The 24974-nt window shown below is 60.3% G+C and carries 27 protein-coding genes; 10 read left to right on the plus strand and 17 right to left on the minus strand.

Annotation, left to right across the window (positions count from 1 at the left end):
- The first annotated feature begins 196 nt into the window (after positions 1 to 196).
- Positions 197 to 547 carry a response regulator gene (locus tag AC5O5R_RS16990; RefSeq protein ID WP_172224694.1) on the plus strand — a complete coding sequence of 117 codons (351 nt, stop codon included), beginning with the start codon at positions 197 to 199 and terminating at the stop codon, positions 545 to 547.
- 39 nt (positions 548 to 586) lie between these two features.
- Here AC5O5R_RS16990 and cobF read toward each other — a convergent pair whose 3' ends face one another.
- Together cobF and AC5O5R_RS17000 are read right to left on the minus strand one after the other, a co-directional pair.
- Positions 587 to 1336: a precorrin-6A synthase (deacetylating) gene (gene cobF / locus AC5O5R_RS16995; protein ID WP_494514546.1), complete on the minus strand. Its 750-nt coding sequence runs from the start codon at positions 1334 to 1336 to the stop codon at positions 587 to 589.
- A 65-nt stretch (positions 1337 to 1401) separates the two neighbouring features.
- On the minus strand, positions 1402 to 2691 hold the full coding sequence (locus AC5O5R_RS17000) for an OprD family porin (RefSeq protein ID WP_494514547.1): 1290 nt from the start codon (positions 2689 to 2691) through the stop codon (positions 1402 to 1404).
- Between the two features lie 365 nt (positions 2692 to 3056).
- Here AC5O5R_RS17000 and AC5O5R_RS17005 point away from each other — a divergent pair, with 365 nt between their 5' ends.
- The 3 genes from AC5O5R_RS17005 (at position 3057) to AC5O5R_RS17015 (ending at position 4505) form a co-directional block, all read left to right on the plus strand.
- The gene (locus AC5O5R_RS17005; protein WP_172230408.1) at positions 3057 to 3416 is read left to right on the plus strand and encodes a histone-like nucleoid-structuring protein, MvaT/MvaU family; all 360 of its coding nucleotides are present in this window, start codon (positions 3057 to 3059) and stop codon (positions 3414 to 3416) included.
- A gap of 222 nt (positions 3417 to 3638) precedes the next feature.
- Entirely contained in the window at positions 3639 to 4166 is a 528-nt protein-coding gene (gene gloA / locus AC5O5R_RS17010) for a lactoylglutathione lyase (protein WP_172230403.1), read from the plus strand.
- A 96-nt stretch (positions 4167 to 4262) separates the two neighbouring features.
- A complete protein-coding gene (locus AC5O5R_RS17015) occupies positions 4263 to 4505 on the plus strand; it encodes a hypothetical protein (protein ID WP_172230400.1) in 243 nt (80 codons plus the stop codon).
- Between the two features lie 89 nt (positions 4506 to 4594).
- Here the strand turns inward: AC5O5R_RS17015 and AC5O5R_RS17020 are convergent, their stop codons facing one another.
- Positions 4595 to 5416: a shikimate 5-dehydrogenase gene (locus AC5O5R_RS17020; protein ID WP_494511238.1), complete on the minus strand. Its 822-nt coding sequence runs from the start codon at positions 5414 to 5416 to the stop codon at positions 4595 to 4597.
- A 160-nt stretch (positions 5417 to 5576) separates the two neighbouring features.
- Between AC5O5R_RS17020 and AC5O5R_RS17025 the strand changes: the two genes are divergently transcribed.
- Together AC5O5R_RS17025 and AC5O5R_RS17030 are read left to right on the plus strand one after the other, a co-directional pair.
- Positions 5577 to 5924 (plus strand): hypothetical protein, encoded by a 348-nt coding sequence (locus tag AC5O5R_RS17025; RefSeq protein ID WP_494514548.1) that lies wholly within the window; start codon positions 5577 to 5579, stop codon positions 5922 to 5924.
- A 94-nt stretch (positions 5925 to 6018) separates the two neighbouring features.
- Positions 6019 to 6201: a hypothetical protein gene (locus tag AC5O5R_RS17030; RefSeq protein ID WP_172230376.1), complete on the plus strand. Its 183-nt coding sequence runs from the start codon at positions 6019 to 6021 to the stop codon at positions 6199 to 6201.
- Positions 6202 to 6294: 93 nt separating this feature from the next.
- Here AC5O5R_RS17030 and AC5O5R_RS17035 read toward each other — a convergent pair whose 3' ends face one another.
- Positions 6295 to 6609: a chemotaxis protein gene (locus AC5O5R_RS17035; RefSeq protein WP_172230374.1), complete on the minus strand. Its 315-nt coding sequence runs from the start codon at positions 6607 to 6609 to the stop codon at positions 6295 to 6297.
- Positions 6610 to 6773: 164 nt separating this feature from the next.
- Between AC5O5R_RS17035 and AC5O5R_RS17040 the strand changes: the two genes are divergently transcribed.
- Positions 6774 to 7595 (plus strand): S24 family peptidase, encoded by an 822-nt coding sequence (locus AC5O5R_RS17040; RefSeq protein ID WP_172230414.1) that lies wholly within the window; start codon positions 6774 to 6776, stop codon positions 7593 to 7595.
- 37 nt (positions 7596 to 7632) lie between these two features.
- Here AC5O5R_RS17040 and AC5O5R_RS17045 read toward each other — a convergent pair whose 3' ends face one another.
- Positions 7633 to 7944 carry a DUF1654 domain-containing protein gene (locus AC5O5R_RS17045; protein WP_172230372.1) on the minus strand — a complete coding sequence of 104 codons (312 nt, stop codon included), beginning with the start codon at positions 7942 to 7944 and terminating at the stop codon, positions 7633 to 7635.
- Between the two features lie 242 nt (positions 7945 to 8186).
- Here AC5O5R_RS17045 and AC5O5R_RS17050 point away from each other — a divergent pair, with 242 nt between their 5' ends.
- Positions 8187 to 8861, plus strand: a complete 675-nt coding sequence (locus AC5O5R_RS17050) for a polysaccharide lyase family 7 protein (protein WP_494514549.1) — start codon at positions 8187 to 8189, stop codon at positions 8859 to 8861.
- Between the two features lie 403 nt (positions 8862 to 9264).
- Complete coding sequence (locus tag AC5O5R_RS17055; protein ID WP_494514550.1) at positions 9265 to 9420, plus strand: hypothetical protein; 156 nt, start codon at positions 9265 to 9267, stop codon at positions 9418 to 9420.
- Positions 9421 to 9769: 349 nt separating this feature from the next.
- Here AC5O5R_RS17055 and AC5O5R_RS17060 read toward each other — a convergent pair whose 3' ends face one another.
- A complete protein-coding gene (locus tag AC5O5R_RS17060) occupies positions 9770 to 10918 on the minus strand; it encodes an ATP-binding protein (protein ID WP_494514551.1) in 1149 nt (382 codons plus the stop codon).
- Positions 10919 to 11063: 145 nt separating this feature from the next.
- Between AC5O5R_RS17060 and AC5O5R_RS17065 the strand changes: the two genes are divergently transcribed.
- A complete protein-coding gene (locus AC5O5R_RS17065) occupies positions 11064 to 11417 on the plus strand; it encodes a response regulator (protein WP_494514552.1) in 354 nt (117 codons plus the stop codon).
- Between the two features lie 232 nt (positions 11418 to 11649).
- Here the strand turns inward: AC5O5R_RS17065 and AC5O5R_RS17070 are convergent, their stop codons facing one another.
- The 11 genes from AC5O5R_RS17070 to AC5O5R_RS17120 form a co-directional block, all read right to left on the minus strand.
- A complete protein-coding gene (locus AC5O5R_RS17070; protein WP_494514553.1) occupies positions 11650 to 11886 on the minus strand; it encodes a hypothetical protein in 237 nt (78 codons plus the stop codon).
- Entirely contained in the window at positions 11883 to 12176 is a 294-nt protein-coding gene (locus tag AC5O5R_RS17075) for a hypothetical protein (RefSeq protein ID WP_494514554.1), read from the minus strand. Before AC5O5R_RS17075 ends, AC5O5R_RS17070 begins: the two co-directional genes overlap by 4 nt.
- Before the next feature lie 74 nt (positions 12177 to 12250).
- A complete protein-coding gene (locus tag AC5O5R_RS17080; RefSeq protein ID WP_494514555.1) occupies positions 12251 to 12475 on the minus strand; it encodes a hypothetical protein in 225 nt (74 codons plus the stop codon).
- 13 nt (positions 12476 to 12488) lie between these two features.
- Entirely contained in the window at positions 12489 to 12980 is a 492-nt protein-coding gene (locus AC5O5R_RS17085; protein WP_494514556.1) for a DUF2514 domain-containing protein, read from the minus strand.
- Complete coding sequence (locus tag AC5O5R_RS17090) at positions 12977 to 13426, minus strand: structural protein P5 (RefSeq protein ID WP_494514557.1); 450 nt, start codon at positions 13424 to 13426, stop codon at positions 12977 to 12979. The genes AC5O5R_RS17085 and AC5O5R_RS17090 overlap by 4 nt, the downstream gene beginning before the upstream one ends.
- Positions 13423 to 13650, minus strand: a complete 228-nt coding sequence (locus AC5O5R_RS17095; protein WP_494514558.1) for a hypothetical protein — start codon at positions 13648 to 13650, stop codon at positions 13423 to 13425. Before AC5O5R_RS17095 ends, AC5O5R_RS17090 begins: the two co-directional genes overlap by 4 nt.
- A gap of 62 nt (positions 13651 to 13712) precedes the next feature.
- Complete coding sequence (locus tag AC5O5R_RS17100) at positions 13713 to 14315, minus strand: tail fiber assembly protein (RefSeq protein ID WP_494514559.1); 603 nt, start codon at positions 14313 to 14315, stop codon at positions 13713 to 13715.
- Complete coding sequence (locus AC5O5R_RS17105; RefSeq protein WP_494514560.1) at positions 14315 to 14818, minus strand: gp53-like domain-containing protein; 504 nt, start codon at positions 14816 to 14818, stop codon at positions 14315 to 14317. Before AC5O5R_RS17105 ends, AC5O5R_RS17100 begins: the two co-directional genes overlap by 1 nt.
- Before the next feature lie 7 nt (positions 14819 to 14825).
- Positions 14826 to 15881, minus strand: coding sequence for a hypothetical protein (locus AC5O5R_RS17110; RefSeq protein WP_494514561.1), 1056 nt, complete (start codon positions 15879 to 15881; stop codon positions 14826 to 14828).
- Positions 15881 to 24577, minus strand: a complete 8697-nt coding sequence (locus AC5O5R_RS17115) for a phage tail tip fiber protein (RefSeq protein WP_494514562.1) — start codon at positions 24575 to 24577, stop codon at positions 15881 to 15883. The genes AC5O5R_RS17110 and AC5O5R_RS17115 overlap by 1 nt, the downstream gene beginning before the upstream one ends.
- A complete protein-coding gene (locus AC5O5R_RS17120) occupies positions 24574 to 24972 on the minus strand; it encodes a DUF6950 family protein (protein ID WP_494514563.1) in 399 nt (132 codons plus the stop codon). The genes AC5O5R_RS17115 and AC5O5R_RS17120 overlap by 4 nt, the downstream gene beginning before the upstream one ends.
- Positions 24973 to 24974: the final 2 nt, after the last annotated feature.

Consider the following 24974-nt stretch of genomic DNA (forward strand, 5'->3'; position numbering starts at 1 on the left):
GTTATTGTTATCTGCCACTGCCGTCCTGTTAAGCGAGTCTAACCAGCTTTGACGGGTCTGGCGGGGCATTTAGCCAGTATTTGAAGGTGGCAGGCGCCAATCGTTCCATCTGATTGCAGGGATCGGTATCCTCGGGAACTTCTGCTGCCATGCGGTGCACAGATTAAAGACATTCATTTTGCACAGGATCCCAACCATGCCCCTTCTGGTAGTCGAAGACGACGACATCGTACGTATGCTGATGGTCGAAGTGCTCGACGAATTGGGCTACGCGGTCATCGAGGCGGCAGACGCTAATGCCGCGCTGACGGTTCTCGAAGACCCGGCCCAGTCGCTGGAGTTGATGATGACCGACGTCGGCTTGCCGGACATGCCCGGCGAAGAACTGGCGCACAAAGCGCGCGAGCTGCGCCCGCTGCTGCCGGTGCTGTTTGCCAGCGGTTATGCCGAAAACCTGAATGTGCCCGAAGGCATGCACCTGATCGGCAAGCCGTTCAGCATCGACCAGTTGCGCGACAAGGTGGTGGCGATTCTGGGCGCACCGTAACAACGGTGCCGCCTGCTTCGCGGGGACTGGGAACAACGCTTACAGCTCCCTGCGAAGCAGGTAGGTATCCATGATCCACCCCTTGCGCTGCCGCTCCCGCTCGCGCACGGCCAGGATCTGCGCCTTCACCCCCTGCAACGGCCCGGCAATCAGCAGTTCATCCGCGGTCCCCAGATACGCGCCCCAGTAGATCACCAACGCCGGGTCATCCAGCTGCGCAAAGGCACACTGCCCGTCGAGCATGACCACCACATTGTCGATAGCCCCCAGCCCGGCCAGGCGCCGCCCGGGCAGCACGACCAGCGGCTCGCCGATACGGTTTAGCGGTACCTGATGGCGCGCCGCCAAGGCCTGCAGGCTGCTGATGCCAGGGATAACCTGCAAGCGCAGCGATACCCCGCGTTCGCGGACCAGGTCGAGGATGCGCAAGGTGCTGTCATACAGGCCTGGCTCGCCCCACAGCAGAAAGGCGCCGGTTTCGCCGGCGCCGACCTCCTGATCGATCAGCTGGGCATACAGCGCCGCACGTTGGCGGTGCCAGCCCTGCACAGCGGCCAGATAGTCAGCCGCCTGGCCATCGCGCGACGGGTCGGCCACCTGTATCAGGCGATAGCCGCCCTCTGGTCGGTAGCGTTGCAGGATGGCCTTGCGCAGGCCCACCAGTTCGTCCTTGTCAGGGCCCTTGTCGAGCACGAAGAACACGCTGGCCTTGCGCAGCGCATCGACTGCCTCATAAGTAATCTGCCGCGGGTCACCCGGGCCGATGCCGATCAACAACAGGTCTTTCATTGCCCTGCCCTTCCAGAACCAGCCGCCATTGTCAGGCGGCTGCCGGTATTTGGCAAAGCGCCCGGTTACAGGATCGAGAAGTTGTAGCTGACGATCACTCGGGTTTCGTCCATGTCCCGCGCCCACTTTTCATAGTTGCTGCGATAAGTGGAGTTTCGCAGGCGCACACTGACGTCCTTGAACGTGCCACTTTGCACCTGGTACTTGAACTCGGTGTCGCGCTCCCATTCTTTGCCTTCGGCGCTGCTGCCCGGCACCTGAATATGGTCACCGTTGATATAGCGGGTAAAGAAGGTGAGGCCGGGTACACCCAGTGCCTTGAAGTCATAGTCATAGCGCACTTGCCAGGAGCGCTCCTGGGCGGCAGCGAAGTCGTTGACCTGAGCGTAGTTGACCAGGTACGGGTTGCTGCCGTCCAGGTAAGGCATGGCGCTGTCGCCATACATGCGCTGCCAGCCTGCACTGAGCTTGTGGCCGCCCAGGCTGTAGCCAAGCATGCCGCTGAAGGCACGGTGGTCGATTGCACCGGCGCGGGCATTGCCGATATCGTCACTCTTGATCACACGCAGGTCGGCCGACAGGCTACCCACCGCCAATGGCTGGCTGGCCACCAGGCCGAGGAAGTGCTGACGGTAGATATTCTCCAGCTTGGCCACCTGGTACTGGGCACTGAAGCGCTCGTTGAAGCGGTAATCGACCCCGGCCAGGTCGAAGTGGTCGGCCTCGGTATCGCAGGCATAGCGCTTGTTCTTGCAATGCACGCGAATGTCCTGGCGGTCGGTGGAGTCCCGAGCAGTGTATTTGTCCAGGCGCCCCAGGGTGAACTTCAGGTCATGCAGTTCTTCGGAGGTTAGCATGGCGCCGTGGAACATGGTCGGCAGCAGACGACCGTCGTTATACTTGACCAGCGGCATATCCGGCATCATTGCGCCGTATTTGAGCACGGTGCTGGAAACCTTGATCTTGGCGGCAAGGCCCATCTTTGCGTACTGGTCGGCGGAGTGGCGTGGGTCGTGCCCGGAGGACGGCAACAGGCCGCTGTTACTGTCGCCGGGGCTGGAGTCGAGTTTGAAGCCGAACATGCCCAGCGCATCCACGCCAAAACCTATCGGCCCCTGGGTAAAACCAGACTGCACATTGAGGATGAAGCCTTGCGCCCACTCTTCGCGCTTGGAAGCGCCTTGGCTGGAACTGCTATGGCCGTCTCGGAAATCCCGGTTGAAATAGACATTGCGTGCTTCGACCTTGGCAGTGCTGTCTTGAAGAAAACCGGCAGCCTGGGCATTGACGCCGGCACACAACAGGAACAGGCCGGCAACACGACGCCCGGGGGCGAGAGGAAAAGGGGCAAACATGCGAGGAAACATCCAGAATCAAGGGCGAGTTAACAACCTGTGGCACACGCTGGCCACGGAACTGCGACAGGGCCGAACATTCGCCGGCCATTATCTGAAATTGTCGCGCAAGGCGTCTGCCACGGGCAATTGGACCATGGTCTAGATCCGCCCGTGGGTGATGCCGCGAAATTCCGAAAGTTACCGCCCGCAAAACTAGGAAAGTTCCCACCCTACTTGCAAAAAGTTAGCAGTTTACCCAGTACCGATGAATGACTACACTCGGTATCAGCGAACAGCGTAACCCACCCGCGTGGCCGGCGTTTTTTTATGCTTCTTCAATGTTCGTCACGCCCTGCCACGACTGACGTACAGGAGTGAATACAGTGTCCAGACTTGCAGAGTTTCGTGCTGCCGAGAAAGCGCTCCAGGAACAGATGGCGCAACTGGAAACGCTTAAAAAGGATGCCGGCCTCAAACGCGAAATCGAATTCGAGCAGAAACTAGTCGGCCTGATGAAAAGCTATGACAAGAGCCTGCGCGATATCATCGCCATCCTCGACCCGAAGGCGGTCAGCCGGGCCCCCAGCGCAGCGCCCAAGCAACAGCGCCGCCCGCGCGTGGTGAAGGTTTACCAGAACCCGCACACCGGCGAGCGGATCGAGACCAAGGGTGGCAACCACCGCGGGCTCAAGGCCTGGAAGGAAGAGTACGGGGGCGCCACCGTAGAAAGCTGGGTACGCTGATGAAACATGCACATGGGCTTCACACTTTTTTCACAACGGCTGGCTCAGTATCGAGACAGCTAAAGGACTAGCGACCCCACGCGCCCGCACATGCGGGCCTCTAATTCCAGCGCCCTGCCTTGTGCAGGGCGCTTTCGTTTGCGCAATCGGCGCACTGCCGTATCATGGCCAGCCTGTCTGTTTTGCCGGTGCCCTGCGCCCGGCCCTGCCTCAGGAGTTCCCATGAGCCTGCACGATCTGCAAACCCTGCCGGGTGTCACCGCACAACCGGATACCGCCACCGCCCAGTTCGTCTTCAACCACACCATGCTGCGGGTCAAGGACATCGAGAAGTCCCTGGACTTCTACACCCGCGTGCTGGGCTTCCGCCTGGTGGACAAGCGCGACTTCGCCGAAGCCGCCTTCAGCCTGTACTTCCTGGCCCTGGTCGACCCGGCGCAGATCCCCGCCGATGACGCCGCACGCCACCAGTGGATGAAATCGATCCCCGGCGTGCTGGAACTGACCCACAACCACGGCACCGAAAACGATGCCGAGTTTGCCTATCACAACGGCAACACCGACCCGCGCGGTTTCGGCCACATCTGCATTTCGGTACCTGACGTGCGCGAAGCCTGCGCACGCTTCGAGGCACTGGGCGTGCCGTTCCAGAAACGCCTGCAGGACGGGCGCATGAACCACCTGGCGTTCGTCAAGGACCCGGATGGTTACTGGGTCGAAGTGATCCAGCCGACCGAGCTCAAAGGCTAAGCGTCAGCGCGGCTCGCTCGTCGGCCCGGGAACTCCCGGCCGCTTGCTGTGGTATATGAAGGTAACTGCTTCACATGCCACAGCGAGGTAAGGACGATGCAATCTCTTCACTGTGAATACCGCAAGCACACCATCACCGCCAGCGTGATGCCCCATCCCGACTCCCCCCTGCCCTATGCCGCGGGCTGTCTTATCACCGCGCCGGACGGGCACACCAGCAAGCGCATGTCGATGCCGATGAAGTTCTTCTCCGACCTTGAGAATGCCCAGCATGTGTCGCTGGCCCATGGCCGGGCGTTGGTCGACCAGCAGCTGGATGACGGGCAGAAGGTATTCTGAGGCTGTTTTTGCCAGCGCTGGCTACTTCGCGGGCAAGCCTTAACTGACTGGCATTCAGGCTTGCCCGCGACAGGGCCAGCTCGGGTAAGTCAGATATCCCGGGCGTAGGCCACCGCCGCATCTACCTGCGCTGATGTCGGCCGCACCCCGGTATACAGCACGAACTGCTCCAGCGCCTGCAGCGCGATCACCTCGAGCCCGGTGATAACCGGCTTGCGCAACGCCTGCGCGCGGCGGATCAACGGTGTCTGCGCCGGCATGGCCACCACGTCGAACACCCGCTCCGCCGCGGCAATGGCGTTTTCGCAAAACGCCAGCTGGTCAGCCTCCGGCCCGCCTGCCATTCCCACCGGTGTCACATTTATCAGCATTGGCGGGCAGCGGTCACCCAGCTCCGCCACCCAACGGTAACCGCAGACATCCGCCAGCTGCCGCCCGGCCTGTTCGTTGCGCGCGACAATGATGCCCTCGGTGAAGCCCGCATCGCGCAAGGCGCTGGCCACCGCCTTGGCCATACCGCCACTACCGCGCAAGGCAAAAGCGGTGCCGGGGTCCACCTGGTGTTGCGCCAGCAATTGGCGCACTGCCAGGTAATCAGTGTTGTAGGCTTTCAGGTGACCATCGGTGTTGACCAGGGTATTGACCGACTCGATGGCCGCCGCAGACGGGTCGATTTCATCGACCAGGGCCATGCAGGCTTCTTTGTAAGGCATCGAGACTCCACAGCCGCGGATACCCAGCGCGCGGATGCCCCCTATCGCCGCCGGCAGGTCATCGGTGCGCATGGCCTTGTAGTAGAAATCCAGGCCCAACTGCTGGTACAGGTGATTGTGAAAGCGCACACCGAAAGTGCCAGGGCGCCCCGCCAGGGAAATGCACAGCACCGTGTCCCTGCTGGGAGTTGTCGACATAACCTGCTCCTTTGTCATGACTGAATCGTTTGTTCACCCTAACAGAGCTAACCGCTGGTCGTCCCTTACACAACCTTTACCGTTCCCCTGTGCTCAGCTTACAGAGACCGGAGTCATAGTAATGAGGCCCCGAGAGTGGGGTTTACTGCGAGGTTGTTCCATGAACCGTCACATTCCCGGAATCCTGCTGCTGGCCGGTGCCCTGGCCATCAGCGGGCCTGCTGCCGCCCACGGCGGCGGCCATGGCGGTGGTGGTTGGTATGGGCCGGGCCCTCTGCTGGGCGCGGCGGTGGTTGGCGCGGTGGTCGGGGCGACGGTTCATGGTGGGCATGACCGCACCGTCTACGTCGAGCGCCAGCCCGTTTATTACGCGCCGCCACCCGTGTACGTGCAGCCGCCACCCCAGCCGGTGTACTACCAGCCGTACTACGCGCCGGCGCCACCGCCGCCCGGCTACCGCCCTTACTATGGCCCGCCGCCGGTGTACTACGGCCCACCGCGCTGGTAACGGTTGATAGAACTAATGACCACTATCGACAGCGTTGATTTCAAACCCGTCCGGCTGCTGCGTATGGTAGGGCCATGTTCTACAGGAGGTCCCCATGGCCACTATCCATATCATGTCCGTTGTCGGCAGCGCTGTCCCCGTTTCATTGCGTGAGCAGGGCCTGCTGGCGTGCTGGTACCTGATGCGCAACGGCGAAGCCGTGAGCGGCCCGATGCCAACCCTGGCCTCGGCCCAGGCATTGGTTGAACAGTTGCAGCCAGGCACTATGGTTGCCTGACCCGAATTTGTTGTGTGTTGCTCCCCAAGCCCTTCTGGCCCGCCCTCTGGCGGGCTTTTTTTTTGCTGCTTGCCGGTAGCCGGTGGCGTGGCTTCAGGGCTGGGAACTGCGGCTCACCTGGCCGGTCAAGGCCACGACCTTGCCCTGCAACCGCCCCACCGTCAGCACCAGCTCGTTACGCTCCCTGGCCAACTGGTCAGCCCTGGCTTGCGCCTCCCGACGCGCGTCGCGCTCGATATCGAGCAGTTCAGTGAGGCGGCGCACCACGGCGATATCCGCAGCGTCCATCGCGCGCTCGGCGGCATCCCTCGACAGCCACTTGCGCAGCCACAAAAATGCACCCAGCAACACAGTGCCTGTACCGCCCAGCCAAGTAACCGTGCCCGGGCCGAGGTCAGTCGGGTCCATGTAAACCTCTTTGCGCATGATGATGTCAGCAGCCCTGGAGAAAAATGTCTCGATGGCTTTCCTTGTTTGCAGGTTTAATTTAGCCTACAGCTAATTTCACCACAACCACCATTTTAGCTTTGCGCCCATTTAGCAACGAGCTAAACACTGGCATGCTTCCACCTATGGATATCTACGAAATTCGCAAGCACAACCTGGTGAAGCTGATCGGCAGCCAGCGCAAGGGACTCTGCGCAGAGCGCTGGGGAATGGCGCCTGCGCACCTCAGCCAGATCCTCTCGGACAAGACCGCCAAGAACCTGGGCGATGACGTGGCGCGGCGCATCGAGGGCATCGAAGGCTTGCCGCGGGGCTGGTTCGACGCGATGACGCCCGCCGGCCAGGCACAGCCAGTGATCGAGGTCGACAGCAAGTTGTCTGCCGCCGACCTGGTCAAACAGATGCTGGCCAGAAGCGGCAAAGGCATTTCCGAGGTAACCCGACAAAGGCTGCTGGCCGCCGCAGAGGAACCGGGCGACGCTGCCCTGGTGAAGGCTGAGCGGGCTCGGCCCGGTCTGGTTGGTGACGAAGTGTGGATCGCGCACTACGACGTAAGGGCGGCCATGGGCGGCGGCCAGATCCCCCACGACTACCCCGAGATGTTCACCGATGTACGGGTCAGCCCAAGCCATCTGCGCGAACTGGGCGTGGCGTTCAGCGAGCACCATCACCTGAAGATGGTCACCGGCTGGGGCCAGTCGATGGAGCCGACCATCAAGCACCGCGACCCGCTGATCGTCGACGTGAGTATCCGCGAGTTCGTGGGTGACGGGATCTACTTCTTCTCCTGGGGTGACCATATCTACATCAAGCGGCTGCAGATTGCGGACGAGGATCACTTCGAGATGATTTCCGATAATACCCGCCACAAGGACCGCATGATTCGCCGTGAAGAGACGTATATCCAGGCCAGGGTGCTGCTGGTGTGGAATGCACACCTGGTCTAGTACGAAGCCCGCCAACCCGACGGGCTTTTGCTGATGATCAGAAAGGCGCCCCTTGGTCGCTGCCCTGCTCGACGATAACGTCGTCGCGCGCTTCTACGCTGCTGCGCTGCCAGCGCACCGTGACGCTGTCATCGTCGTTGAAGGTAAGGTCCAGTTCGGGCGTTTCCGACAGCAGGCCCATCACCTCGTCCCACTCCGCATCACCGTCGGTATCCAGGCGATGGACCAGCACCCAACGCTGTGTCTGTGCGAGCGGATGGTTGATCATCGACGACACCCGCAGACTCAGCCGCTCTATACCGGTCATTTCCTGGCGTAGCTCGGGCGCCGACTTCATGTGATATGACATAGCCTCATCCTGATATCTGTATATTTGTACAGTAGCCAGGGAAAGCTTATCTCACCGCCGAAACCAGCGTAAAGCCCCTATCAACAGAAAATTTGCCAGCGGGCGATTTATCGCCACGCGAAATTATTTTAGCTACGGGCTATTGACGATTATTTAGCGTACGGCTAACTTTTCTAACGCAGCCCGTCCGTGGCCGCTCGCACATTTCGTCGTCCATCCTCCGTATTTCGCAAGGAGCTCCCATGACCGTAGACATCAGCAAACTCACCATCGCCACCCCGGTGGCCGTATCCGCAACCAACCCTGTAGCCCTCGAGCTCAACGGTGCCGAAGCGGTCGTGCGGTTTCCTGGCATCGTCAAGGTGCTCGGCGATGGCTCGATCCAGTTCTCTGCCCCCACCAAAGGCGCTTCCAGCAAAAGCACGCACAGGACTCGCTGCGAGTGGACGGAAACGCAAGGCTGGACACTGTCCAGCGCCCGCGACCACTGGAATCGCCAGACCATGACGCTGACCAAGGTCAATGCAGCGCAGAAGGTGGTCATCGCCCAGATGCACGTGCGCGGGGACGACGGCCCGCCAGTGAAGGTGTTCTGGAACAAGGGCAATATCACCTTGGGGTTTCGGCGCATCTACAACCAGGCCGATCCGGTGAACTCCACGGTGCTGAAAGGCGTAGCGCTGGGGGCAGCGTTCAAGGTCAGCATCCATGTCACGGCCGCAGGTGTGGTCAACGTCACGGCCAGTTGCAACGGCGTGTCTGGCGCGTCTGGCGACCTGCAACTGGACAGCACCTGGGCGCCGCAGTTGTTCGAGTTTCATGGCGGGGTGTACAACCAGCTCGACTACACCGATACCACACCGGCTGATGACGGTTCGATCTGCATCATCAGCGAGCTCTCGCTGATGCATGCCTGAGCCCGGCAAAAGGGGCCGCTGCGCGGTCCCGATCCGGCGGGTATTTCAGGCCAGGATTAAATATCCTTCACCTTGCGCCCTTTAGTCATAAGGCATTCGACACCGTTTGGGCCATACTCCACAGATGTTTTTCGGGGTCTGCCGAGTTTTCGAAAGTGAGCAAAGTCCGTATTTACGGGCCTTCCAGCCCACCCCCACACACTGCTTCCCACTGGAAAACCCAGCCATTGGTACAAAAATTGGTACGAGATGAGCTGTACGTGCATACAGCTAAATTCTCCCCCATGAGCTCGACTGAAATTTATTTTCAGAACTGAGTAAAGAATTCGACCAACCTATCCGAATGGCTTCTTACGAGAAGAGTGTACCGAGAACCGGTCTGCGCTCGTTGTAAGGAGCTTTCATGAACATGATCATCGCGCTGGTTGCGATTTCGCTGTGGTTCGCTGTCACTGCGTGTGTCGCCCCTAAGCAGCGCTTTCTTGTTTGGGCGTTGGGCGCCATCTTGCTTGCCTGGACCCTGTGGCCGCACGTGATCTACCTGGGGGTGCATCCGTAACACCGTCGACGGTTTTCAAGACCGTGGTATGAGCGCCCGATCCCTGCGGCGGCAGCGGCGAAATCGATTCCACAACAAAGACGAAACGGCCCGGCTACAGGCCGCATACCGCAAAGGCCGCCGCTTCGGTTTTGGAATCGATTTTCGCTTAATTATCAGCTCAAAATCGCTATCCCGTGCCACGTAATCTTAAGGGATTAAGTGAATCGGGCGTGATGGCGCTTTAGACCTTTCTGCTGCCGTGGCTCTATATTAAAACGTGGCAAACTCGCCATCCGTCCGATGAAGAACGGTTTCACCAAGAGCTGGGCTGTTCGATCAACAGCGGTGTGCCAGAAAATTGCGGGTATTAGGTTTTAGGAGGGGCCAAGTCTGCGGAGCCGCTTAGGATCACTTCAAAGGTGGTCCCTGATTCGGCCGTTGACTGCACCGCAATCTTACCGCCATGGTTGGTGACGATCTCTGCGGCGATGAACAGCCCTAGGCCCAGACCTGCAGAAGGGCCACTTTCATTATGAGCGTACTCAGAATATCGGCCTTCCGGCTTGAAGAGATTAATCATTGCTTCTGGAGGAATGGGCTCCCCAGAATTGTGTACGCTGACACGGGGGCCATCGGCGTCCTTAAGGATGGTCACAACCACCGGCAGCGATGGGTTTCCATGACGAAGGGCGTTGCCTATGAGGTTAGAGAACACCTGAGCCATCCGTGCAGGATCATATAAACCTTTGACTTGTGCGGCTTCGCGGTAATCGATGTGACACAGCGGAAATGCTACGCGCATCTCTTCTACTACCGAACGACAGACAGTATTCAGATCGGTGCGTTCGAGCTGAACCGGAATGCCTGCGCCCAGATTGCACCGCGCGAGATCCAGTAGATCATGCACCATCGCGTTGGCTCTGCGAGCGCTAGTGCAAACCTGCGCGGCAAGCATTTTGCCTTTCTGATTATCCCCCAGCTGGCGGACTAGCAAATCGCCAGCCATCATAACTGCGCCCAGCGGGGAACGAAGGTCATGCCCCAACACACCTAGTACCCTTTTCCTCGTAGTCTCCACCGCTTTTCCGTAGGCGGCTATCGATTCAACGAGCGCTTGGTCTATCGCCTCATTAAAGCGGATCATGTCGTCAATGTGATAACGCTGATCCATGATTTCTTGCTTAAGCCAAAGCGTCAGCACGCTGGACCGCAATGCTCGGTATTCGGATACCATCTGATCCATGGTAAAACCAGCGATCAGACGAGTGATAGCATGGGTTTCAGCAGCGCTGTCGCTGGCCTCTCCGGGTCCCCTGCCCTGCGCCTTCTCGACCTGTTGAACATCACTCTGAGCCGTCCGCATGTCGGCAGCGACGGTACGCAAGATTTTTTCAGCGTGATTTCGGAGTCTTTCGGCATCCTGAACGGGAGGGTCTGTTTCGACGGACCGCGCAAAATCCTCCCAGGCCTGGAGTATCTGCTCCATGCTGCTTTCAATAAACTGATAAAGTCTCATAGCACTCACTGACTCCCGTCGCGTCTTGGACAGATTAGCGCATTAGCATCGCTGGCAAAGAAACGGCCGGTCAACCTTCGGTGAGCCTGTTGGAACTCCCTGTTATAAGGGCTTACTAATGTAGTTATCAGGAGAGGGTCGGACCATGGGCTCAGCGGTGTTGATTGTGGAGGATGACGATGTGCTGCGCTGGTTGATGGCCGAGGTCGTTACGCACTTAGGCCACACAGTGACCCAGTGCGCTAACGCTGATGAGGCATTTGCGCACCTAAGCCAGGCCGCGTCTCTCGAGCTGGTCATCACAGACGTTCGGATGCCAGGCAAAATGGATGGAGTGGATCTCGCCAAGGCCGTGTGGTCCACCCGTCCGGAACTACCGGTGATCATTGTTTCAGCCCACTGGGTGGTTGAGCCTGGCTTTCTCCCCGATAATGCCCGGTTTATCGCAAAACCCTGTACGGTCGATGCGCTAAGCGAGGCTATTGAAGATCTGATCTAGCCTGATTGCCAAAGGGTGAGCCCCTCCGCATGGGGACGTCTAATGTTCGGAGCACCTACTTGGCAGATGTTCAGGCTGAGTGGATCGACTGGGACGCCGTGGTGTGCCGAGATAGCTCCGCGTGATCGCTAGCAAGAGGTCCTATCCAAACGGAAATCCGCACCAACTGGGTCAGTACAGTTGCGCGGGCTGCGCGGATAGGTGACGAGGGGGCGAGTTGATCGAGGACGAGCTATGACACTTGATCGACACTGAAAGCGGCGTCTGAAAGCTCATGTTCCAATGCCCACATACGACCGGCCTCGGCGAATTCCAGCATGTCCGCCAACTGGTCGGCGTCAACGTCGCTGCGTCGGTGCGCAGACATCGCAAGCTCGGCGAGCACCGCAGCCCTGCCATCGGGATCGGCCACCAAGGCCGACTGGTCATTCAGCTCAGCCAGCCAGGCGGTCGGTATGCCGACCATCATTTTGACCTGCACCACCACGACTGCGCATAGAGCACACCGTCGATGTCCTCAACCCCGTTGATGTTAATCCCAAGCTGGGCCATGCCGTTTACCTTGGCATCATGCAGCCGCGGAATTACGTCCGGCCCAGGCGTCGGGTTAAACACCCAAGCCTGGGTGGCCACTCGGCCCAGTGGCTCGCTGTGGTGGTCGCCGATGTGGATGTCGGCCCGCAGAGGTGCGATCTTCCCAAGCTGACTCGAAGGGATGGCCACACCATTCACGCGGCGGCGCACGAGGAGGAAATACATAGGACACCAATTGCTGTATATCGATACAGTATCGTATAGACGGAGTCGACGTCAGGCAATCGCCGGTCAGCGGATCAATGCAGCGGTGGGAGCTTCTTGCCCCGCACCGTTGCAATCACCCGGAGTTGGTAATCCGATACCGCCTCGCACAGCGACTCAGCCAACAGTCGCAACCGCTCGATCTCTTCCGACGGCGCCCCGCGGTCCTGCGCTTGGTGATACTCCCGCATGGCGTCGACAGCCTGCTGAATCAGCGGCTCGCCGGCCTCGACCATGCCAGTGAAGGTGCACTTGTCCATTGACCGCTCTCGATCATTTGATGAGCGCATTATAGGACGCTTCGCAGAGCAGGCCGGCTATTCGGGCTTGGTCATAAGCTTTCGCCAGCTCTCCCGCTCGAGCATCAGCCCGTGTGAGCAGGTCGGAAAGCACCATGGAGGCGCGGGTGGCTGTCTCGCCTCTGGCGATAGCGGCGGTATCCGTGCTGGGGCAACCGACGCTGGCAACGAGCTGGGTGGCTTCACTGCGCAACCGCTGGCCAGCAGCATCGGCGCCAGCAGCGCCAGCATCAGCAATCGTTCTTTCTTCCTGGGCATGGGCTCTCGCCTCCTCCTGCGCCTTGGCGCGCCTTTGTTCCTCTTGGCGGGCGCCGCGCTCGCCGATAACCTCAGCCAAGCGGTCACCGCTGTCTCGTTCAGCCGATGCCTGGCCGGCTTCTGCCCGCTCTACCGAGCGGCCATGCTGGTAGGCGCCCCAGTGGGACGCCAGCAGCACAGCAACAGCCAATATCGCCCAACCCTTCACACCAGCGCCCTCCGCACGCCCTCATCAATGATTGCCGACGGATAGGGGTTACCGCCGTTCTCGTGGATGATAATGCTGAGCACCATCCCGCGAATCGTGTCCGGGTCCTTAATGTTGATCGGGTCGGTAGTGCGTACGCCCAGACGCTTGGCTACGGCTAAAGCGTACGCTTGGGTGTCGTTCTCGTTGCTCGGCGCCCAGCGGTTTATGGTTTCGAGCACGGTATCGATGCCCTTCCCACCCACGCCGGGCATGCCGTCCTTTCCCCGGTAGTTGATCAGCAGCTTGCCCAGGGCGCGAATGCCGTTTTCAGGATGATCGAAGCGCGCGAAGCGCGGCTTGGCCACGCCCACCTCTATGCCGAGTTGGCCCTGCCAGGCATTGCGCTGGTTGAAGTCGATGTTCCCGGGGTTGTTGTTCCGGACGCCGCGGGGTGCGCCATTCATGCCGGCTCCTCCACCTGCGTTTGTGGCTCGACCTCGGAAGGCTCCTGGGCCGTCACGGTGACTTCGGCCTTGAAGACCTTGAGTACCTTCGCAGTGGACAGGACAACCCTGGGGTTGCTCTGCAGCTCCTGGGTTGCAGCTGTTTCGGCCTCGCCCTCAGTAGCGAATTGGCGCTTGTTGATTGGGTTGTAGTCGTTTGTGGTGTCGATGACGATGAAAGGCATGGGTTTTCTCCAGGCAAAAAAATACCGCCAGGCGGCGGTCGGGTTTTCGGTAGCGCTTTGGCTCAGGCTGGTAGGGCCGGCCATTCAATCGATAATGGATAACCCGGCTGTTCGGGCAGGCGACTTAAAGCGATGCGGTAACGCTTCCATTCTCTGAGAGAGGCAGTTTCGGCCTCGGTGGCTTCGTCCAATTCAACTGCGTCCTGCAGCGGGGCAATTCTCATATCAGCCTCCATTCGCCGCTGTGCTATCTCAGACACTGCAGTTGCAGCCAACTCCTGCTCAGCCGCCTGGGCTTTGTCCTGCTGGGTGATCAACTGGCCCCAATCGATCGCGGCGTAACCCTGAAATGGTGGCGGAGCTTCAGCGTCAGGGATTGGAAGTGAGATGCGACCACCGCCAGTTGAAACAATGTCAGACGGAAACCTTGCCGCCTGAGAGGCATTTTCAGGGATCGGCAGCAACAGGGTTACAACCAGCTCGCCGCCAACTCGCTCTATTGGGCTTATCAGCCAAGGGCAGGAAGTGGCTTGTGCCGGAAGGGTTGCCCCTTCCGGCAGCTGACTGAAATCTAAAGTCAGACCGTTAATAACGAGGCTGTCACCCTGCGTAAAAACGCTCATAGGCTGCGCATCAAAATATACGGGAGACAACTTAATCTTCATCAATACCACCGCCCGATAACAATATAATTGACACTAAACTGTTGGGCGCCGCTAGGGCCATTTCTAAATCGAAGCATACAACCAGTTACAGATTGATTTGCAGCCGAAAGAAAGCCGTACATATCCCAATGATTGAGCGGCTGACCGCTAGCTAACACAACATAAGACGTACTAGGAAACGCAATAGGAAATATCACATTGACATCACCATAGCCGCTTGCAGGTGCGTTATTGGTGACACGCCCTATAGACCAGCACACCTGCGTCCCATCGGCAAATCTTACATACTCGCCGTTTGCGTTACTTCCCCGTTGCAATATCGAGCCACTTGGCACTCCTGCAGCCATAGCGACCGTGCCAACGATGTTTCCTTTCTGATACCCGCTTGCAATGAAAGAATAGATTTCGTCAAAATTTGCAATTGCTTTGAGCCAGGCGCTACGGCGATCGTCGCCGCCCGCACCGCTCGGCGCACTGCCAAGGCTGATTACTTGTTTTGCCATAGGTGCCTCAAAGTGCCTTCATGGGCCTCGACGCGAATAACGTCCGCCCATTGGCTGTAAGTGGATTGATGCCTGATCCGTTGTCGCAGTACATCTGCAGGATCGACCGGTTACCCGGCAGGAACCCCCCAAAGTTTGCGCGCAGTGGTTGGGTGGTCTGGCCAATGTTGGTCACCGAAAACAACGCATTGGCCAGCACATAATCTTGGTAGCTGCCTGTCCAAGGCATTTGCTGACTGGGGCAATAATAGGCGCCGCCGACGATCGGATCCCCCGCCTGAACAAATGAGCTTGAGGATGGCTGACCATTGAGCAGGGCCAAGTTAGCCGTAGTGACAAAGGTCCTACTGCCTGAGCTATTGCGGACCGAAGCCCCATACACTCCAGATGGAGAAGATGGGGTCAGGTAGCTCGCGCAATACCAGTTGATCATCATCGGATAGAGCGCGGTTTCGCCGTGTGCCACTTGATTGTTCCAGGCCTTCAGCCGAAACCCCGTCCAATTCCCAGGGCTACCCTTCACCGAGAAATTACCCACCATCATGTAGTTATCAGCGTTCAGAAAGACCAAAGGCCGCTCGTACGTAGTGATGGGTGCGGCAAAATCCACATCGGCCCATTGAACTTGGTTTTTACTGCCCGGCCCCTGAAATCCAATGTTGAATCGGCCGTTGTAACGGACCGTCAGCACCTGGTTGATCGAATCGATCTGCGTTCGAATATTGTTGTTCGAGGCGCGGATGCCATAGGACCCGGGGGCAGCGAACGGCTCGCCACCCAACGAGAGAATCATCACTTGCCAGGTACGGGTATAGGGCTGCCGCAATTGCAGCTGCCCCGTAGACGCCCAAGCTTGCGGGCTTGTCGTATTTTCACCTCCGTCATATAGCGCATCTACGACCACGAAGGACTGCGCCTGGATCTCCGGTATCGGGATGTACTGGTCGAATTCTCCGTTGCCGGTCACCTGCATCATCTTCAGCGATCGCACAGAGGTGATCGTGGTATCGAGGGTGATGACCCCGGACGCATCCCGCGTCCGAAGTCCATACAGATCAGCCATCAGGTAAGCCTCCCCACAGCCGTACGCTCGATGCCGTTAGCGTCGTAGACATACAGACCAGCGTTGTTCAGTAGCGTCGAGCCGTTGGCATCCTGCCCCCGGATACTCACCGCACCCGTCACAAAGTTCAGCTCCAGCAGCGGCAGCCCCTGCGAGTTCAATGCCTGGGACCGAATCGTCATACCAGCCACGATGTTCTGGATGAACGCCTGGTTGATCACCGCCTGGTTGATGAACACCTGCCCGTTCGAGACAACAAACGGCAGGGTCACCTGCCCAGACGACTCATCGACGATCGCGAAGCGTTGAGCGAAAGCCAGGATCTCCCCTGTCTGCCCATCACTTCCTATCGCAAGGCCGGCCATCACCTTGCGCCCACCCGTGATCGTTTCCGCCTTGATCGTAGTCATGGCTGAGACCCGCCCATCAACACCAGCGATCGTCTCGGAAACCTGCTGAACTGATGCGCTGACCAACTGGACCGAGCCTTGCACCCCATCAACTCGGTTTTGGACGCCTTCGACTTGGGATTGCACGGTATCGACCCGCCTGCCAGTTGCAATCCCGTCCTCTACCCGGCCGGACTGTTCGGCCCAAACGCCGACAAAACTCCCTGAAGCGCCAGCGAGGCCAGTTGAATCACCCTCCATTTCCGGGTTCACCTGGACATACAAGCCATCGAGGCGGCTAGCATGCGCGGTGATCGCCGTCCCTTGCTGGTTCACCGTGGTATTCAGCTGGCTGATGGCCGTGGCCTGGCCACTCACCGCGCGCGCGGAAGGCCCGGCCACGAACGGCGAAGGCATGTTGCTGTCCCCTACCCGCTTCTCGATCATCACCGAGTCGATGATGGCCGTGAGCCCGGAAACGGCGCTCAGGTTGAAGTAGATGGTGATCCCCACCTTCGCGCTGTCCGTGACGGTGACCGGGAAGGTCACCCGAGTACGCGTCGTCGGCAGGGCCAGCGTCGGCCCGTACCGGTGCGTGCCGTTGTACAGCGAGACGCGCCCGTTGGTGGCTGCACTGCATTGGATGTACATCGAGACCAGATACACACCGGGCTCGATACGCACGTTCCAGCCCGCCAGGTTATTGGTCGGGGTCAACATCAGGAAGCTGTTGCTGCTGCTCCCGACCAGGTAGCCAAAGCCGGAGTCCGCCTCGGGTACCGCCACGCCCTCTCGGGCTACACCGCTGCCCACGGCCGTTGCCGGCAGAGTGGCAGAGGTCAGCCAGCTGTAGTCATCCGCCAGCAGGTTTGAGCCACTGCCCCCAATCCCACTGATGGAGCTTTGCAGCTGCGTAACAGCCTGACCTTGCGAGCTCAGCGTGTTGCCCTGCTGGGTCACCGTACCCTGGAGGCTCTGCAGCGCACTGTTGTCCGCTTTGCCCGCCACGGCGTTGTTCAGCTGGGTGATGGCCGATCCCTGGCTGGAGACCGCCCCCTCCGTCACCGAAACGCGGGCGTCAACCGATTGAAGTGCGCTCGCCTGGGCATTGTCCTGGCCGGCGCGCTTGCGTGCGATCGGCGAGGACAGGAACACATCGGAGGCATCGCCTACCGACACGCGGAAGGTCATCGCCATCCGCACGCATCCGGCCGGGACGGTGGCCTGCCCTGTCAGCTTCGTCCAGGTTTGTGCAACGTTAGTGAGGCGAACCCCATCACCCGCAGCCACCACCCAGTTGTGGCCGACGCTTGCACCCTCGAGGTCGTAGAACTGAATCCACAACCCGTGCTGACGCGCCCCCGAGCTGTAGGCATACAGCTCGAAGTCATACACCTCGCCGGCCGCAACCGAGATTTGCGAGGTCACCGCATTCTCGGGAGGCCGGACGTTGAGGGCGCTCTGGAAACCCAGGTAGTTGTTGCCGGTAGACGTTGCCACAGGCCACTTCACCACCCGGGGCGACGGCGCCCCAGATGGCACCGAACTATCATTGCGCGCCAGTACGCTAAACCCTGGCGAACCAGAGAACACCGGACCGTCCGCGAATGCCGGGTTGAACAGCAGGTTTTCAGCCGAAACCACACCGACCGAAGCCTTGATGTTGGTGATCTCGCTTCCCTGCGCTGTGATTGTCGATCCCTGCTGGCTGACCGTGTTGCTCAGGGCCTGGACCGTTGAGGCGTCGGCTTTGGCCGCGACCTGGCTCAGTGCACTCGCTGCGGCGGTGGCGGCATCCGTTGCCACTTTGTCCGTCACAGCTACCCAGGCGCTGCCGCTCCACCGCTTGGGCGTGTTGGCATTGCCCGTGGTATCGATCCAGAGGTTCACCGCAGAACGGTCAGCCGTGGCCGGCGTCGAACTCTGGATGATCACCTTGCCCTTGCCCCCGGCCAAGTCCGAAGCTGCCTGCGCAGCCTGTTGCGCTGCAGTGACGTTCTGGTTGGTGGTAGACAGGCTGTTGGTCAGGTTGGTGATGGCCGACCCTTGCGAAGTCAGCCCTGTCTCAGTCTGCGACACTCTCGAGTCGAGCGCTTGGGTGGCCGAAGCCAGCGCCGCCTCACCCGCGCCCTGCCGGCTGACCTTGAGATTGGCGACCCACATCTTGAAGCCAGCCGGCGCGACCCCCTCAGGCACAACGTAGATCCTGAACCCAGACGCCCCAGCCGGAATCTTGTACTGAGCCGAAAGGAACTGCCATCCGCCAGTGGCTGCGACATACCCCAAGATCCGAATGTTGCCTACGCCCATGGTTTCACCGGCGGCATCGACCGGAGTGATTGCGATCTTCCCAGCGTTGGCCACCGCGTTCTCACAGAACATATGGCACGACAGGTTTATCACATCCCCAGCGTTTGCCCGACTGAAGATCTGGTAGGCATCACCGATTTTGTTGGCCGACAACAGGACATTACCACCCCAGCCGGTATCGGCCGCTTTCTTGAGCCGCCACAAAAGCCTATCTGCAGGAGCATTGGCGGGCACGCCAGAATCAGTGGCGTTCGCATAGTCCATCTGATAAGTCGCGCCGTTCTCAGTCTTGAGTTGCCCTGCCGCGTTCCAGGTCGGATTGAGCAGCACATCCTCTTGAGCCGAATTTCCTAGCGCTGCACTGATGTTGACGATGCTGCTACCTTGCGATGACAAGGTGTTGCCTTGCTGCGTCACCGTCGTTTGCAACGATTGAACCGCCGAGGCATCCGCTTTCGTGGCGGCTAGGGCGTTCGCAGCCGCAGCAGCGGCAGCCGCATCGGTAGCGACCTTATCGGTCACCGCGACCCACGCCGAGCCGTTCCAGCGCTTCGGTGTATTGGCATTGCCGGTCGTATCGATCCACAAGTTCTGCGCAAGGCGGTCAGCTGCGGCCGGGGCAGCAGACTGATACAGCACCTTGCCCTTCACTCCTGCCAGGTCTGAAGCAGACTGTGCGGCTTGTTGGGCCGAAGTCACGTTCTGATTGGTAGTGGTCAAACTGCTCTGCAGGCCTGTCAGGGCAGTGCCTTGGGAGGTCAGGCCAGTTTCGGTCTGAAGCACACGGGCGTCGAGCTGGTTGACCGCATTGGCCAAGGCGCCGACCTGGGCAGCACTGTTGCCAATGCTGAAGGTCGACGGTGTGGTGCCCGTCCCGACCTGCTCCTCGAGCATCACTCGATCGATCAGTACCGCGATACCATCCTTCGGGTTGGGCGACGCAGATATGCACACCACCATCCGGTCAGCCACAAAGGCCGAGCTGGTCAGGTCGAACACGACGCTGTACCGGCCCCACTGATCGGTAATGGCGACATCCTGCCCAGGTGCGAACCTCACGGCACCGTCGGTTGCAATAGTCCGCAGGCTGACCTGCATCTGCTTGGCCCCGGAAGTACTCTTGGCGTCCCAAGCCAGGATGTACTTCTTGTTTTTGAGGGAGATATTTGCCCCCGAGTAGATGTTGCTCGACGCAAAGTACGTGGTGCCACTGCCGGAGGTCTGAAGCAGGCGCAGCACGTAACCGTTGAAGCCATGCGGATCAGCTTCCACCGCAGCTGTCTGCCCGCCACCCATCACCAGCGCGGGAGGCGTGGGGCCAAATACGGCGTATTCCGCCGGCACCAGGTTGGCACCATTGCCGGCGATATTGCCCACCGCGGCCTGGACATTCGTCAGAGCCGTGCCTTGCGCCTCGATGTTGCCTTCCGCACTCGTCACCCGGGTACCCAGGTTGTTCACAGCAGTTGCGTCCGCCTTGGTCTGCGCCACTGCCAGCGCATTTGCCGCCGCGGCAGCCGCATCGGTGGCAACTTTATCGGTTACCGCCACCCAGGCAGAACCGCTCCACCGTTTGGGAGTGTTAGCCCCGCTGGTGGTGTCGATCCACAGGTTTTGCGCCAGGCGGTCAGCCGTCGCAGGGGCAGCCGATTGCACGATCACCTTGCCCTTGCTACCGGCAAAGTCGGACGCTGCTTGCGCGGCCTGCTGGGCCGCCGTGACATTTTGGTTAGTGGTCGTGAGGCTATTCTGCAGACCGGTAATTGCACTCCCCTGGCTACTAACACCTGATTCGGTTTGCGAGACTCGAGCGTCGATGGACTGTACAGTCGAAGCAAGTGCCCCAACTTGGCCAGCCGTTGGACCGGCGACATAGGGAGACGGCGTATTGCTCTCACCGATGCGAGCTTCGACCATTACCGAGTCGATGATCGCGACAATTCCAGCCAGCGCATCTGTGTTTGGATAAATGGTAAGTGATACCAGCGCGCTACCCGTTACCGTCACTGGGAATGTCACCCGGGTTCGCGTCGTGGACAGTGGCACCACCGGGGAGTAGCGGTGCGTCCCATCGTACAGCGAGACACGGCCACGACTCTCCGCACTGACCTGGATGTACATCGAAACCAAGTAGGTACCCGGCTCGATCCGGATGTTTCGCCCGTCCGCGTTGTTGCTTGCTGATAGCATCAAGTAAAGACTGGTGGTCACGACAGTTCCGGCATTGGTGCTGAATCTATAGCCAAATCCGGTATCAGCCTCAGGCACCGCAAGACCGGAAATTGTCGCATGCCCTCCCGACGCAACACCGGGCAGGAGAGCTGAGGTTAGCCAGCTATAAGGCGAAGGCAGCAGGTTGGACCCGCTCCCGGCAAGACTACCGACCGAAGCCTGCACGCTAGTCAGCGCCTGACCTTGCGCAGTGATAGTGTTGCCTTGTTGTGTAACCGTGTTGGATAGCGCGGTCACCGTCGAGGCATCTGCCTTGGTCTGCGCCAAGGCGCTTGCCGCAGCCGCTGCAGCCGCTGCATCCGTGGCCACCTTATCTGTCACAGCCACCCAAGTATTGCCGTTCCAGCGTTTCGGGGTGTTGGCGCTGCTGGTGGTGTCGATCCACAGGTTCTGGGCCACACGGTCAGCTACCACCGGTGCCGTTGCCTGGAACAGTACCTTGCCCTTGCCGCCGGCCAAGTCCGAAGCGGACTGCGCCGCCTGCTGCGCCGCGGTGACGTTCTGGTTGGTGGTGGTCAGGCTGTTGTTGAGGCCAGTGAGTGCCTGGCCCTGCGTCGTAATGGAGTTTCCCTGCTGAGTCACGGTCGTAGACAACGAATCAACCGCCGAGGCATCGGCTTTGGTCTGCGCGACCGACAATGCATTGGCCGCAGCGGCTGCCGCATCGGTCGCCACCTTGTCCGTCACCGCTACCCAGGCGGTACCGCTCCAGCGCTTCGGCGTGTTGGCGTTGCCAGTAGTATCGATCCAGAGGTTCTGCGCCAGTCGATCAGCGGCAGCCGGGGCAGCAGACTGAACAATCACCTTGCCCTTCCCGCCCGCCAGGGTGGACGCATCCTGCGCCGCTTGTTGTGCGGCGGACACGTTCTGGTTGGTCGTGACCAAACTGTTTTGCAGGCCGGTCATGGCTTGGCCTTGCGACGTAATTACGCCCTCGGCATCAGTGACCCGGGTCGACAGGTTGTTGACCACCGAGGCATCGGCCTTGGTCTGCGCCACGGTCAGCGCGTTCGCTGCCGCTGCCGCTGCATCTGTCGCGACCTTGTCGGTGACCGCTACCCAGGCAGTACCACTCCAGCGCTTCGGCGTGTTCGCATTGCCTGTGGTGTCGATCCAGAGGTTTTGCGCCAGGCGGTCAGCAACTGCCGGCGCTGCAGACTGAACAATGACCTTGCCCTTGCCACCCGCTAGGGTCGCCGCGTCCTGTGCTGCCTGCTGGGCTGCCGTGACGTTCTGGTTGGTGGTGGTCAGACTAGACTGCAAGCCGGTGATCTGGGAGGCCTGGGAGCTGGTGGTACCCTCCAGGTTGGTGACCTTGGTCTCCACGGTCTGAACGCGGGCAGCAAGCCCGTTGGCCGACTGAACGACCTGACCGACATCCGTCCAGTAGCTGGTATTGGGCGGCGCGGTGTTTTTCGGTACCGCTTTCGATGCTTGATACAACTTGCCGTCCGTGCCCAACACGGTCTGGCCCGCTGTGTAGGTTTTGTCGGCGTTGTACGGCAGCGACTTGGCGATCTGGCTAACGCCGTCGATCTGGCCCTGTAGGTCCTGGGTGGCCTCGTCGAGATCCTGCTGCACCTGCCGGGCTGCCTCGGCCACTTGGTCAATGGCCTGCTGAGCCTGCTGAGTGGCGGTGTCGAGGTTGGATTGAACCTGCGTGACCGCATCGCCCAACTGGTCAGTGATCTCGGTGACCTGCTCGTCCAGCTCTTCCAGGCGGCTGTTCACCGATCCGGGAAGGTCGGGCGGCCCGGAGATCAGGGCTATTTCTTCTCGCAACGCCGGGGCAAGCTGGCCGTTCTCGATCTTGTCTTTCAATGCATCCAGCATGTTGGCCACGTCACTTGACGTAGAGGCCACCACCTTCAGGAACGCACTTACCCCGTAGGCGTTCTTGGAGCGAACGGAGTAGGCATAGTTGGTCGCAAATGCCAATCCGGTGTGGGTAAGGGTCAAGCCCTGCCCCAGGTACTCGCCCTGCGTTGCCTGCGGGTTGGTCGAGAAGAAGTACTCGTAGGTGCCGCCGTTCAAGCCATGCAGAGTGTTACCCGGGATCAGTGTGATGGTGTCGATGGTGGCCTGAACCACGCACGACTCCGGAATCGGTGGCCCATCAATGCTCACGGCGATGCTGGCCTCACCGGAGCGGGTGAGCGGGCCGACGGCAGCAACGCTCATCGTGTAGCTGCCAGACGGCAGGCCGGAAAGGGGTAGCTGCAAGGTAGTAGCCGGCACTTGCTGGGCCTGAACCGCCGTCGCCCCTTGCCGTACCGTGATCGCATAGCCGGTAACCACGCCATTGGGTGCCAGCCACGACAGGGTACCCTGAACCACCTCAGCGTTGTCCTGGGTAGACCAGCTGAGCTCGGTTGGGCTGCCCAGGCCGCCTGTGGGCAGGCTGATGAAGCCGATAGGGTTGTATGGCTGACCCACGGCATCGTCGAAGATCGCCGGCTCGTTCTGCGAGACCGACACAGTGCAGCCGCTGTCAGCGCTCATGGACCAGTCGGTGACAATGAACTCGCCGACCATGTTCAGCGAAGGCAGGTTGACCTTCACAGATCGGCCCGGCCGGCAGTTGTACCCCGCGAAGTTCATGGGAATCGACAGGGTTCCCCCGGCCCGGCGGCGGCGCAGCTCAATGTTGGCCAGGCGCTGGGCCTGATAAGGGTCGCTGACATAGGAAAACGACAGGGTTTCTGCGGCCTCACCGCCGTCAGCAATCACCCACTCGCTGATCGACACTTCGGGGTAGTCCGTCTCGGCCCAGGCCTGCGTCGGATCAATGAAGGTGCCGCGCACGGTGTTGAGCGCCGAATCGTTGGACGGCTCAGAGCTGCCGGTAACAGTGCCGGTGACCATGTCTTCGGTGATCTCAAAATCATACGGGCCATAGTAGGCCCCGACCTGAAGCATCCAACGGCCACCTACACGGATCAGCTTGCCACCGCAAGCAGCCTCCAACTTCTGCATCACCTGAGTGCGCGACTCATCCGCGCCGATCACACAGCCAGAGCGGTACCGCGGGGCGGTGCTGCCGTCTGCGTTGGCCACCATCTCGTCACATACGCTGGCACTGTTGGCAAAGCTGGCGAACACGATCTCGTCGTCCGGCACACCGCAGCGGTTGCGGAGGAACCAGAGGATATGCAGCGCAGTGTTTTCGCTGTAGCCAGTGGCACCAATCCTCGGGTCGTAGATGTCCCGGCGGCCGCGGATCACGAAGCGCACATCCGGGATGCCGGACGGGTACTTCTCGGCGCTGTACTTGAACGAAACTCGCACGAACGACAGACCGCGACCGATCTGGTTGTCTCGCCAATCGGGGCTATTGGCCTTGAGGAAGGCGTTCACCTGGACAGGATTGGTGATCAACTCGTAGGACGCATGCGCGCCGTAGGCCGCGATCACCTCTTCGCCTAGGAAGATATCCTCCAGCCCGTCGATCTCACCCTCTGACAGCACATAGACCATGTGCAGCCACTCGCCATCGGCCTGATCACCCGCCTGCTCCTGGCCCCAGGCCAACACCCCCCCGGTGCTCACGCGGCCTAGCAAATACCGTGCAGCCGCCTTCGACGAGCGTAGGGTCTGACTGGATGGCTCACTGGCACGCAGCGAGCCGGTATCGAGCTTGTCCTGCTGCGATGACACGTAGAAGGCCAGGGCCGCACCGGCCACGGCCCCCCATGGCCCACCTTGAACGAAGCCGATCGCCGCACCGACAGCGATCTGGGCAACCTTGCTGACTGCTGAACTCATTCAACTCTCCACACCGTCAACGGCTCACACTCGATACGGCAGACTCCCTCGGGAGACACCGACCAAAACTCATCAGCCCAGAACACCGCCACACCCCGGCCGTTTGGCCCGTCGTACAGGGCGATATCGCCCCGCTGCAGCAGGCCTGGCTGAATGCGGGCAAAGCATGCGTCCCAGGCTCCCTCCAGCGAGCCATGCAGCTTCTTCAACAAGCGCTTCGCCCCGGCCTCGGACGAGTAGCGGCCGCGGTAGTCCTCGGCGGGGTCGACACCGCACACAGCCAGGGCGCAGTCGGCGGCAAACAAGCAGCAGTCGAATTCGCCCCATGAAAAAGGCCGCTCAATGGCGGCCTGGATCGTGTGGGCAAGCTGTGTCGTCCAATCGCGTTTACGCATAG

Source organism: Pseudomonas sp. 8_5_2 (assembly GCF_059295255.1).